Origin of the sequence: Nonomuraea sp. NPDC048882 (assembly GCF_040649755.1) — a bacterium.
Classification (GTDB): domain Bacteria; phylum Actinomycetota; class Actinomycetes; order Streptosporangiales; family Streptosporangiaceae; genus Nonomuraea; species Nonomuraea maheshkhaliensis.
In genome coordinates this window covers 58,760-71,273 of record NZ_JBEZGB010000029.1, presented here as the reverse complement: position 1 = coordinate 71,273, position 12,514 = coordinate 58,760, and the positions used below count along the sequence as shown (strand labels likewise).

At 68.8% G+C, this 12,514-nt stretch carries 7 protein-coding genes; 3 read left to right on the top strand and 4 right to left on the bottom strand.

The genetic code is table 11. The features are described from left to right. Positions 1 to 359 precede the first annotated feature (359 nt). The 3 genes from AB0C27_RS52245 to AB0C27_RS52235 all read left to right on the top strand — a co-directional run bounded on the left by AB0C27_RS52245 (position 360) and on the right by AB0C27_RS52235 (position 6,698). Complete coding sequence (locus AB0C27_RS52245; protein WP_357862114.1) at positions 360 to 2,792, top strand: SpoIIE family protein phosphatase; 2,433 nt, start codon at positions 360 to 362, stop codon at positions 2,790 to 2,792. A 73-nt stretch (positions 2,793 to 2,865) separates the two neighbouring features. Further along, complete coding sequence (locus AB0C27_RS52240; RefSeq protein ID WP_357862112.1) at positions 2,866 to 3,747, top strand: TIGR03854 family LLM class F420-dependent oxidoreductase; 882 nt, start codon at positions 2,866 to 2,868, stop codon at positions 3,745 to 3,747. Positions 3,748 to 3,968: 221 nt separating this feature from the next. Beyond that, positions 3,969 to 6,698 (top strand): CARDB domain-containing protein, encoded by a 2,730-nt coding sequence (locus AB0C27_RS52235; protein WP_357862110.1) that lies wholly within the window; start codon positions 3,969 to 3,971, stop codon positions 6,696 to 6,698. A gap of 9 nt (positions 6,699 to 6,707) precedes the next feature. Here the strand turns inward: AB0C27_RS52235 and AB0C27_RS52230 are convergent, their stop codons facing one another. From AB0C27_RS52230 to AB0C27_RS52215, 4 genes are read right to left on the bottom strand one after another with little or no spacing between them, the layout of a single operon-like run. Then, positions 6,708 to 8,711, bottom strand: coding sequence for an ABC transporter ATP-binding protein (locus AB0C27_RS52230; RefSeq protein WP_357862108.1), 2,004 nt, complete (start codon positions 8,709 to 8,711; stop codon positions 6,708 to 6,710). 15 nt (positions 8,712 to 8,726) lie between these two features. After that, positions 8,727 to 9,605, bottom strand: a complete 879-nt coding sequence (locus tag AB0C27_RS52225) for an ABC transporter permease (RefSeq protein WP_346102968.1) — start codon at positions 9,603 to 9,605, stop codon at positions 8,727 to 8,729. After that, positions 9,602 to 10,561, bottom strand: a complete 960-nt coding sequence (locus AB0C27_RS52220; RefSeq protein ID WP_357862106.1) for an ABC transporter permease — start codon at positions 10,559 to 10,561, stop codon at positions 9,602 to 9,604. The genes AB0C27_RS52225 and AB0C27_RS52220 overlap by 4 nt, the downstream gene beginning before the upstream one ends. Before the next feature lie 3 nt (positions 10,562 to 10,564). Beyond that, positions 10,565 to 12,307: a peptide ABC transporter substrate-binding protein gene (locus AB0C27_RS52215; RefSeq protein WP_357862104.1), complete on the bottom strand. Its 1,743-nt coding sequence runs from the start codon at positions 12,305 to 12,307 to the stop codon at positions 10,565 to 10,567. Positions 12,308 to 12,514: the final 207 nt, after the last annotated feature.

The window sequence follows — 12,514 nt, the reverse complement described above, 5'->3', positions numbered from 1 at the left end:
CCCGTACAGCAGGGCTGACGGCCACGTGGAACCGTCCGCGATCATGAGAGCCGCGGCGATACTGATGACTGCCGCGGTCGCCACCGTTATCAAGACGACACGGTCAGGATTCATCGGCCGCTCTGAACGGTCAGCACCAGAGAGGTCGAACGAACGGGGCAGTGCACATGGACTCCTTGCGTTGATGTCGCGCCAGGCCATACCGGAGCCGGAAGGCGACTCCCTGAGTCCAAGAAAGCCAGAGTCCTCGGGCGTTGCGCCACACTGCAACACCACCGCCGCGGGGTTGCAGACAGTTGGCAACGCCCGGGAAGGCGCAACTGACGGGAAGGACGTGACCGAACCCGGATGATGGACAGATGAGCGAGATTGCCCGCCGTCCTGTTGCGTTAGCTCCATTGAGCCCCGGCCTCAGCCCACAGACGATGGCCTGGGTAACAGAACTGCGTGCGCAGTTCACCGCGTTGGGCATTTCGATCTGCCTGTTCTCCCGACTTCATCCGATCGACAAGGGCACCGTTTCCCGGTACCTCAGCGGTAAGCGAGTCCCCACTGACCGATGGTTTCTCGACAAGATCCTGGCTCTGCGTACAGCCTCGGGTGAATCAGTGACAGAGGAAGTCCGCGAACACTTGACCAACCTCCAATTGGCGGCTCTCCAAGTGGCGCATCCCCACGAATACCGCCTCAGGAAGGCGACGGATGAATTGGACATCGCGGTCACGCGCTGGAAGGAGGCGGAACGCTATGCCCAAAACTTGGAACAACAGTTGAATGAGCGCACTCACGCCCTCGAGGCTGTGCTCGGCGAGACTGATCGGCTTCGGGTCGCGTGGGACCACGACCGCGCTCAATACCTCGAAGAAATCGATCGCCTGACCGAGCAACTGGCACTCGCCCGCGGCAGAGCCTTCCAAGCTGAAGATCGTGTTCAGGAGATGGAGGCTCTTCTGAGTCAGCTGGAGACCCAGCAGCCCGATGGGGGCGGATCCGCCGCTGACGTCGTTGACGATCAGGTCAGCTGGCGGAGCGCGACTGCTTACATGGCAGCCGCGCAGTCGCAGGTGGTGTGGATTACCTCGCCCGCCGGAGTCGCCATCGAGGACGCCCCACAGTGGCGTGCCATCACCGGCCAGGGCCTGGAGGAATACCTGACCGACACCTGGCTGGGCGTCGTGCATCCCGAGGAACACCAACGAACCGAGGACGCCTGGCGGGAAGCCCGGCGTGAGCACAACGTCTTCGAGTGGAACTGCCGAGTGCGGACCAGGGCCAGCGGTTACCGCCACTTCGAGGTGCGCGCCGTGCCGATCATCCGCCACGGACGACTGGTGGAGTGGATCGGTGTCAACACCGACGTCACCCGACAACGCGAGGCCGAGGAGATGCGCGGCAGGCTGACCGACCAGCTCGGCGCCGCCACACTGCGTACCGCGCGGTTGCAGGGCGCCACGGCCATGCTGGCGGAAGCGCTGACGGTCGAGCAGGTGGTGCAGGTGATCATCGACGTCGGCCGCACCGCCCTGGCCGCCGACCGCTCGGCGGTCGCGCTGCTCGACACCGACCATGCCGCGCTCAAGCTGATCAACGGCGAGGGCGCCATAGGCGACGAGATCCCGCTGTCCTACTCCAGCGTGATGACCATGGCGGTCAACCGCCGCCGGCCCGTGTTCGCCGAGTCCCCCGAGTCGCTGAAGGCCCAGCTGCTCGAAGCGGGCGGCGACGAGGAGGACCTGGCCTGGTTCCTGGCCCACAGCGACGAGCGCGCCTGGGTGGGCCTGCCGCTGCTCGCCGCGGGACGTGCCCTGGGAGCGCTCCGATTCTCCTTCACGCGCCCGCAGAAGATCTCCCGCGAGGACGGCGTCTTCCTGGAAGCGCTGGCCAGCCAGTGCGCACTGGCGGTCGAGCGGGCCACACTGTTCGAGCGTGAGCACCGCACCGCCGAGACACTGCAGCGCAGCCTGCTGCCCGACGACCTGTCGGTGGTCAAGGGCCTGATGCTGGCCCAGCGCCTCCGCTCGGGCAGCCGCCACGTCCAGGTCGGCGGCGACTGGTACGACGCCTTCGTGCTCCAGGACGGGCGCGTCGCGGCCGTCGTCGGCGACGTCATGGGCAAGGGCGTCGAGGCCGCCGCCGGCATGGGCCGTATCCGCAACGCTATACGGGCGCTGGCGCTGACCAACCCGCCGCCCGCGGCCGTGCTCACCGGCTTGGACCAACTCCACCAGTTCGAGGGCGACGAACAGATCACCACTCTGGCCTATATGCTCGTCGAGCCCACCACCGGCGAGTGCACGCTGGCTCTCGCGGGCCATCCGCCTCCCTTGCTGATCTCGCCGAAGGGGACGGCAACTTTATGTGACGTTGAACCCAGCCCTCCCCTGGGTTGGCCGAGTCCCCGCGGGCAAGTCCGCTTTCTGATACCTGCTGGCCATACTGCCGTTCTTTATTCTGACGGACTCGTAAAGAGCAGGAAGCGCGGGCTCGATGCCGGACTCGCTGAACTCTGTGCGGCTGCGAGCATGGCCCCGAAAAACGTTGTGAAAATGCCAGACTTACTGCTCGACTACCTCATCGCCCAAATGCTGTCCGTATTCGGACAGGATGATGACGTTACTATGCTCGCGCTTCACGTTCCCGCTCCCGCTCCCGAAGACCCATGCCGACCCGATGACCGCGCGTTCATGCCGACCTATCCTGTCGCCGGCACCGTCTATGTGGGCAGCCAGACAGGTCACGTGGACAGGCGAGCCCTGCTGTCCGCCCTCCGCGCCGAACCCAGCGGAGCTTGACCGGCACATCTGGTGAACACGGGGCGTTCGGCGTGAACCGCCTTGGCCAAGCAGACGAGCAGATAATGAGCGGATGAAGGTACGTATCGGGATAGCGCCGCCCCCTGGAGACACCCCCGGCCACCTCGCCGGGCTCGCCGAGCGGGCCGAGGATCTCGGGATCGACTCCCTGTGGCTGTCGGAGATCGTCCACGGGCCGTCCGTCGAGCCCATGGTCGGCATGGCCTACACCCTGGCCGCCACCCGCAGGCTGAAAGTCGGCACGGGGGTGGCGATTCTGCCGGGCCGTCACCCGGTGCGGGTGGCCAAGCAGCTCGCGTCTCTGGCCGCGCTCGCCCCCAAGCGGGTGCTGCCGGCGTTCGGGCTGACCCCGGCCAGGCCCGCCGAGCGGGAGGCGTTCCCCGTTCCCGGGCCGCGCGGTGCGGTGTTCGACGAGTCGCTCGAACTGCTCAGGCTGCTCCTGCGGCAGGAGAAGGTGACCTTCCACGGCGAGTTCTTCACGGTGGAGAACGCCGGGGTCGGCCCGCTGCCGGCCAAGCCGCTCGACATCTGGGTCGGCGGCAGCGGAGAGCGCGCCCTGCGCCGGGCCGGGCGGCTCGCCGACGGCTGGCTGGCCAGCTTCCTCACCCCTGACCAGGCCGCCGCCGGACGTACGGCGATCGCGGCGCACGCTGCTGAGGCGGGCCGCGAGATCGAGGCCGACCACTACGGCACCAGCCTCGCGGTGGCCGCGACCGAGATCCCCGCCACCGCGATCGACGCCATCGCCAGGCGCAACCCGGGCGCCGACCCCGCCGAGATCGTCCCGATCGGCTGGGCCGCCGCCCGCGACCTGATCGAGCGCTTCGTCGCGGCCGGGATCACCAAGTTCGTCGTACGGCCCGCCGCACCCGTGCCCTCGGCCGAACGCTGGCTCGACGAGTTCGCCGACCACCTCATGCCGCTGCAGAACTGAGCACCGCCGCGGCAACCAGACCCGCCCGTTCATGGCCCAGCTCAGAACGCTCGCCGTGACCTGGTCGAAGAAGTATGCGCAGGCGACGTTCTCGTCCTTGAATCGCTGCATTCGACGCTTGGTGTCCCGCTCGAACCAGAATCTCTGCCAGCCGTGCTGTTGTTGGACCTGAGTAGGGGCTACTCAGGTGATCCGGGTCCGACTGGCCGACACTCGCGGTCATGCGCACCCTTCTCGCCCTGCTCCTGATCATCGCAGCCGGCTTATCCGGCGTGCCCGCCGCCCACGCCGCTCACACTGCTCACACCGCCGCCGGAACGGTCAGCGCGGACTGTACGTTCCTGGACCCTTCCCCCGTCGCCGTCCGGGAGGGCGAGGGACCGCGGATCCGGATCACCTACCTGAACAGCAGCGACGAAAGCGCCTGGTTCGAGTCGATGGTGGAGGCGAACTTCCACTACTGGCATCCCACCGTCTTCCACCGCCAGCTCCTGGCCAAGGAGACGGGGCTGGTGCAGGCCGAGATCAACCTGCCCCCGGCGTACGGCCAGGGACCGGGCGAGACGACGGGGCTGCGGGTGAAGATCACCTCGTCGCAGACCGGCGACACGACGATCGGGACCTGCGGGACGATGCTGCGCGTCCGGGAGGCCCCGGACGGCGATCAGGACGGGCTGCTGGACTCCTGGGAGCGCGACGGCATCGACTACGACGGTGACGGCACCGTCGACCTGGCGCTGAACGCGGCACCGTACAACGCGGACCCCGGCCGCAAGGACATCTTCGTCGAGCTGGACTGGATGCGATGCGAGACGACATCCTGCAAGCGCCCGCGCGAGCTGTCGGACGCGGCGATCAGGCAGGTCGTCGACGCGTTCGCCTGGCGGGGCATCACCCTGCACGTCCTCAAGAGCGAGCAGATCCCCGAGACGGAGGACATCTCGTTCGACACCAAGGCTCCCGGGACCTGGGACGACTTCGACGACCTCAGGACCGGCTCCGAGGCGTACACGTGCGACGGCGCCTTCGGTGACGTGCTCGACCGGATCTCCCGCAACTGCGAGAACATTCTCGGGGCCAAGCGGCTGGTCTTCCGGTACGCCGTCTCCGCGCACGGGCTGACCGGCAAGGGTACCCAGTCGGGGCAGGCCGAGGTCGGAGACGACACGATCGACCGGGTGAACGGCTCCACCCTGGCCGGCATCGCGCTGCCCGGCGGCAACGACTTCGTGATCACCCTGGGCCTCTGGGACGGCAAGGAGATCAACGATCGGGAGGGCCAGGTCTCGGTGGAGGCCGGGACCTTCATGCATGAGCTCGGCCACACGCTGGGCCTGCAGCACGGCGGCGTCGACAGCTTCAACTGCAAGCCGAACTACCTCAGCGTGATGAACTACACCCACCAGTTCGCCGGCGCCGACAACCCCGGCAGGCCGCTGGACTACCAGGAACACGAGCGCGCCCATCTCGAAGAGGACGGGGGCCTGGACGAGACGAGCGCCGCCGTCCCCGGCACCGGCAACCGCACGGTCGTCTACGGCGTGGGGGGCAAACTGAAGACCACGGACGGCGGTCTCGCGGTCGACTGGAACGGCGACGGCAGGAACGAGCAGGGTGCGACCGGCGACGTCAACCACATCGATCTCAAGGGCGACACAAAGTCCTGCCCCGCCTCCCCCGGCCAGCGGCTACGCGCGTGGAACGACTGGGAGCACCTGAACTTCGACTTCCGCAAGAGCCCGATGTTCCCCGACGGCGCGCACAAGGGCGTGCTCGGCAGCGGCACCACCGAGATCACCGAGGAAGCCGCCGAGGCGCTCAACCCGCACATCGACCTGACCGTGGCCAAGACCGTCGACAAGGAGCAGGCCGCTCCGGGCGAGACCCTCGGCTACACGGTCACCATCGGCAACAAGGGGCCGGCGACGGCCACCCGGGTGTCGATCGACGACATCCTGCCCGGCGGAACGCGGATCACCCGTTCGCTCGCCGACCTGCCCGCCGGCGGCTCGGCCAGGGAGAGCTTCAGTTACACCGTGCCGTGCGGCACGGCGGACGGAACTGTGCTGACCAACACGGCGACGGTCGCGGGCGTCAACGCCGCGGGGTACGCCGAGAGCGGGACGATGACCGACAACACCGCCACCGCCGCCACCACGGTCCGCCGCCCGGCCCTGACGGTGCAGGCCGGCGTGACGGGAGGCGATCCCTTCGCGTACACGATCAGCTACCGCAACACCGGAGGCGGGCACTCGAAGGACGCCGCGCTGACCGCCACCCTGCCCGAAGGTCTGTACTACGAGCCGACGCCAGAGACGCCGCCCGACGCCGTCACCCGCGACCCGGACGGCACCACCACGCTGCGCTGGAACCTGAGCGCGGTCGCTCCGGGAGCGTCCGGCGCCGTCACGTTCGACGCCCGGCCCAGCCTGCTGCTGGAGGAGGGGACGACGGTGACCGTGCCGGTCTCGCTCTCCTTCGGCGACGGCGGCGACTGCCCCTACGCCCCGGCACAGGCCACGGCGCAGACGCGCATCACGCTCCCGGCCGCCACGCGCGACCCCAGGCCGCTCGCCGTCTGGACGCTCTTCCCGTCGCTGCGCACCCCCGAGGCGCTGGCCCGCGTCCAGGCGACCGACCAGCGCTACGACACCTCACCCGCCGACGGGCGGCTGACGCAGGCGGAGTTCGCCCACGCGGTCGGGATACCGCTGCTGCAGCCGCGCGCCCTGCGCGCCGAACTGCTGGCGACCTACCTGAACCTGGCCACCCGCCGGATCCACGCGAGCACCGCCATCCACACGCCGCAGTCCGTCGCGCTCGGACTGGAGACCGTGGGCGACGCCGTACGGCACGCCCAGGCCACGCTGACGCAGCCGGTGGGCGCCCGCCACATCACGGCCACGCTGCTGCTCACGGAGATCAACGCCGGGCTGGCCGAACGCTGGTGAGCCACACGGTCAGGAGGCGGCTGCCGCCGCCTCCTGGCGGAGCGGGAAGTGGCAGGCGACCTGGTGCGTCGCGCCCGCCAGCGGCGGCTCGGTGGCGCAGATGTCCTGCGCCAGGGGGCAGCGCGTACGGAACCGGCACCCGGTAGGCGGGTTGACCGCGCTCGGCAGCTCCCCCCGGATGGCCGAGCCCGCGCCGGCCGTGCGCCCGGGGTCGGGCGTGGGGACGGCGTCGAGCAGCGCCTGCGTGTACGGGTGCCGCGCGGCCCGGACCACCTGGTGAGCGGGCCCCACTTCGACGAGCTTGCCGAGGTACATCACCCCGATGCGATCGGCCATGTAGTCGACCACGGACAGGTCATGGCTGATGAACACGTACGACAGGCCGAGGTCGCGCTGCAGGTCGCGCATGAGGTTGAGCACCTGCGCCTGGACGGACACGTCCAGGGCGCTGACCGGCTCGTCGGCCACGATGAGCCGCGGCCGCAACGCCAGCGACCTGGCCAGCCCAATGCGCTGCAACTGCCCGCCGGAGAACTCGTGCGGGTAGCGCTCCAGCGACCGCCGCGGCAGCCCCACCTGGTCGAGCAGCTCGCTCACCCGGGCGCGGCGCGCGCCGGAGTCGCCGACCCGCTGGATCTCCAGCGGCTCCGTGAGGATGGAGTCGATGCGCATGCGCGGGTTCATGGCCGCGTAGCTGTCCTGGAACATGAGCTGCACCTGCCGGTGCATGCGGTGACGGGCGGCTCGGTCGAGGGTCGCGACGTCGGCGCCGTCCACGACGATCTCGCCGCTGGTGGGCGGTTCGAGTCCGGCGACGAGACGGCCGACGGTGGACTTGCCGCACCCGGACTCCCCCACGATGCCGAGCGTCTCACCCGCCTTGACCTCGAACGAGACGCCCGCGACGGCGCTGACTCTGGCCGCGGCCCCGCGCAGGCCCGAGCCGCCGGCGTCGTACTCCTTGACCAGGTCGCGCACGGTGAGGATCGGCTGGGAGGCGCCGGACGTGCTCGGCTCCCGTTCGGTGGACGGCGCGATCGTGGTGCGGTCGGTGACGGGGTGCAGACAGGCGAACGCGTGCCCGTCCCCGGTGAGGGTGACGTCGGTGGTGCGGCATTCGTCGGTGGCGAAGCCGCAGCGGGGCGCGAAGCGGCAGCCGGTCAGGGGCCGCGACAGGTCCGGCGGCAGGCCGGGGATGCTGTAGAGCCGGCCGCTTCCGGCGGACTCGGGCAGGGCGCGCATGAGCGCCTCGGTGTAGCGGTGGCGCGGCGCGCGGAACAGCTCGGCGGTCGTGGCGGTCTCCACGACGCGGCCGGCGTACATGACGGCGACCCGGTCGGCGCGGCCGGCGATCACCCCGAGGTCGTGCGTGACCAGGATGACCGCCATCTTGAACTCCTCGCGCAGGTCGTCGATGAGTTCGAGGATCTGGCGCTGGGTGGTGACGTCCAGAGCCGTGGTGGGCTCGTCGGCGATGAGCAGCCGCGGCGAGCGGATGAGCGCCATGGCGATGACCACGCGCTGGCGCATGCCGCCGGACAGCTGGTGCGGGTAGTCGTCGACGATCTTGTCGGGCCTGGGCATGCCGACCCGGCGCAGGATCTCGATCGCCCGCTCGCGCGCCTCCGCCCTGCCGACGCCCTGGTGGACGCGTAGCGGCTCGGCGACCTGGGCGCCGATGCGCATGGTGGGGTTCAGCGAGGTGAGCGGGTCCTGGAAGACCATGCCCATCTCGACGCCGCGGACCCGACGCAGCTCCTGGGCCTCCAGGCCGCGCAGGTCGCGGCCGTCGAAGAGGATCTCCCCGCCGACGACGCGGCCGCCGGTCGGCAGCAGGCCCATGATCGACAGTACGGTCATGGTCTTGCCGCTGCCCGACTCGCCCACGATGCCGAGCGTCTCGCCCTGCCGTACCTCAAGATTGACGTGGTCGAGCGCGTGCACGGCGCCACGCCGCAGCGCGATGTCGGTGCTGAGGTCACGCAGCCGCAGCAGCGGCTCATTGGGGGCCATGTACGGTTCCTCCTGCTAACGCCGCCGGAGGCGGACCTCGAAGACATCCCGCAGCCCGTCGCCGATGAAGTTGAAGGCGAGGACGATGAGGATGATGGCGATTCCCGGCGGGTACAGCAGCCACCAGTGGCCGCTGAAGGTGTCCGACAGGCCGTCCGACAGCATGCCGCCCCAGTTGGCCGCGGGCGGCGGCACCCCCAGGCCGAGGAACGACAGGTAGGCGACGTACAGGATCGCGTCGGCGACCTGGAACGTCGCGTTGACGATCACCGTGCCGATGGCGTTCGGGATGATGTGCCTGCGCACCGCGCGCCCGCCGGTGCCGCCCATGCCGCGCATCGCCATCACGTACTCGCGGGTGCGCAGTGAGAGCGCCTCGCCGCGGACCAGCCGGGCCGGGCCGAGCCAGGCGAAGGCGCCGATGATGACGATGAGCATCGGCACGGTCGGCGTGACGATCGAGGCCATGAGCATGAACAGGAACAGCGCGGGGATCGACATCATCGCGTCGACCAGCCGCATCATGACGGCGTCGACCCAGCCGCCGGCGAACCCGGCGATGGCGCCCCAGACGGTCCCCACGACCGTGGCCAGCAGGCCGGCGGCCAGCCCGACGACGATGGAGGTCTGTCCGCCGAGCATCATCCGCCCGAGCTGGTCGTAGCCCACGCCGTCGGCGCCGAGCGGGTGCCCGTCCGTGCCGGGGGCCAGGAAGACCTTGGTCAGGTCGGTGTGCACCTGGTCGGTCTGGTAGAACAGCGGCCCGAGGAAGCTGAAGCCGGCCAGCAGGACGAACAGGCCCACGCCGGCCAGGGCGAGCCGGTTCTCGGCGAAGACCTCAAGTCCCTGCCGCCACATCCCGCGTACGGGCTCCGCCTCTTCCTGGGTGGTCATGAGCGTGCCGCCTTCAGCCGTACGCGCGGATCGACCGCGGCGTAGAGCACGTCGGCGACGAGCGCGCCGATCACGGTCGCCACCGAGATGAGCAGCGTGACGCCGAGCAGGATCGGGTAGTCCCGCTTGAGCGCCGCCTGCCAGAACAGCAGCCCCATGCCCGGGTAGTTGAACAGCCGCTCGACGACGAGGGCGCCGCTGAACAGCGCGGGCAGGTACATGCCGAGCAGGGTGATGACGGGGAACAGGCCGTTGCGCAGGGTGTGCCCGACGATGACGCGGCTCTCGGAAAGGCCCTTGCTGCGGGCCGTACGGACGTAGTTCTCGTTCAGGTTGTCGACCATGGACGAGCGGATGTAGCGGGAGTAGACCGCGACGGTGAGGATCGCCAGCGTGAGCGTGGGCAGCACGAGCCCGGCGGGGTCGGCCAGCACCTCCGCCATCGTGAAGCCCTGCGGGGCCTCGGGCGGCAGCACCGGCCACACCTGGGAGAACAGAATGATCATCATGAGACCCATGAAGAAGATCGGCGTGGCGTACGCCAGCAGCGACAGCCCGTTGATCGTGTAGTCGGGCCAGCGGTTACGCCGTACGGCCTGGATGACACCCAGCGGGACGGCCACCACGACCGCGATCAGCGTCGAGCCGAGCGACAGCAGCATGGTCTTGGGCAGGCGCTGGGTGATGGCCTCGGCCACCGACTGGTTGAGCTGGAAGGAGTAGCCGAGGTCGCCGCCGACCAGCCGCCGCAGGTACAGCGCGTACTGTTCCCACAGCGGCCGGTCGTACCCCATCTCGTGGTTGAAGGAGGCGATCTGCTGCAGCGTCGCCTCCTTGCCCAGGATGGCCCTGGCCGCGCCCCCGGGCAGCAGGTGCAGGATCACGAACGTGATCAGCGTCACCAGGATCACGATGACCAGGGCCTGGCCCAGACGGGCGAGGAGGTAGCGGGTCAAAGGTCAGCTCTTCCAGGACCAGTCTTGGAAGTACATCAGGTTCATCGGGTCCTGCGGGTCCACGCCCTGGAGCTCGGACCGGTACGACGAGATCTGGTAGACGGGGTTCGGCATCCAGAGCACCGGCAGGTCCTTGGCCAGGAAGTCGTTGTACTCCTGAAGGGCCCCGGCGTCGGCGGAGAACTGCGCCTTCTCGATGAGCTCGTCGGCCTCGGGGTTGCTGTAGCTGCCGAGGTTGACGGGGGCGTCGGTCTGGAACAGGCGCTCGCCGGAGGCGAAGGCCGGGTAGTACCAGCTGCCCTGGGAGCCGAAGAACGACATGTCCCAGTCGCACTTGGACTCGTCGGGCTTGCAGGCCGGGGTGACCGCGACGGAGTCGGGCACCTCCTTGATGGTGAGCTGCACGCCGACCTTCGCCATCGCCGACTTGATCTCGGCGAACATCTTGGTGGTCGCGGAGAAGCCCGACTGGCTGGTCACGGTGAAGTCGAGCGGGGTGCCCTTGGCGATGCCCTCACCGCACAGGGCGGGGTCGGCGCAGGAGGTCTGCCCGTCGGGGGTCACCGTCCAGCCGTGGCTCTCCAGCAGCTGCTTGGCCTTGGCCGGGTCGAACGGGTAGACGCAGCCCTGGCCGGCCGGCGAGCCCTGCTTGGCGGGCACAGGACCGCAGGTGGGCGCGGCCATGCCGGACCAGATGACCTTGCTGATGGTGGGCTGGTCGATGAGCATCTGCAGCGCCTGGCGCAGGTACGGCTGCTTGAACAGCACCCCGGTCTTGGGGTTGTTGAAGTTGAGCTGCAGGTAGGTGATCGACCATCCGTACCAGGGCGAGGTCTTGTAGCCCTTCGACTCCAGGTAGGACTGCTGCGACAGGTTCGCGGGCGGGATGTAACCGTAGTCGATCTGCCCGGCGCGCAGCACGTTGAACTCGGCGTCGTCGCCGGTGAACGGCCGCAGCACGATCTTGTTCAGCTTCGGCTTGTCGGGGCCCGAGTAGGCGTCCTGCTTGGCCAGGACCACCTCGCCGCTGGGCACGTAGCTCTCCAGCTTCCACGGGCCGCTGGTGGTCTTCCACAGCGGGTTCGTCGCGTACGACTTGGGGTCCTTGGAGGCGGCGGTCAGCTCCTCGAAGGTCTTCTTGGCGTCGCCGCCCTTGTCCCAGGCGTGCTGGGGCAGCGGCACGATGCGGTTGAGCTGGTTGCCGACGAACCAGGCCGCGTTGTACGCCTTCTTGGTGGTGAAGGAGAAGGTCTTGTCGTCCTTGACCTTGAAGGCGGAGATGTTGTCGGGGAAGCCGCCCGGCCGGTACGACGCCCACTTGTCCTTGTTCGTGGTCACCAGATCCCACCAGAACTGAATGTCCTTCGTGGTGATCGGCTTGCCGTCGGACCAGGTGTTGTCCTTGAGCGTGATGGTCAGCGTCTTCCCGCCGTCGCTCACCTCGGGCGGCTCGGCCAGCGAGCGCTCCGGGTTGATGTTGTCGGGGCTGGATCCGTCGAGCTTGTAGCTGTACAGCTTGCGGTACAGGGCGGTGCCGAAGATGTCGTTCTCGCCCTGGGTGAAGCCGGGGGCCGAGATCGGCAGGATCCAGTTCGGCGTGCGCAGGGCCACGGTCACCGTGTCCTTGGCCTGTGCGCCGCCCTGCTGCGTGCTGCCGCCTTGCTGTGAGCCGCTGCCCGCGCTGCAGGCGGTCAATCCGAGCCCGACGGCCACCACGCCGCACACGATGCGGGTTCTCGTCCCCATGGTTCTCCTCGTCGAGACGTGGACGTGCCCTTCAAGGGCTCTTCTGTCCTTCAGTTCGGAGAATGTATAGAGGGACAAGTAGTAAGTCAATGCGAAAAATCAGCTTTGTTCGGCACACTTATTTCGAGGTAGAGTCCGCGACGGCGGCATCTTCCGATGATCGTCTTCGTGCTCGATGATGAGCATCCGTGGTGCTCGTCTGGGAGG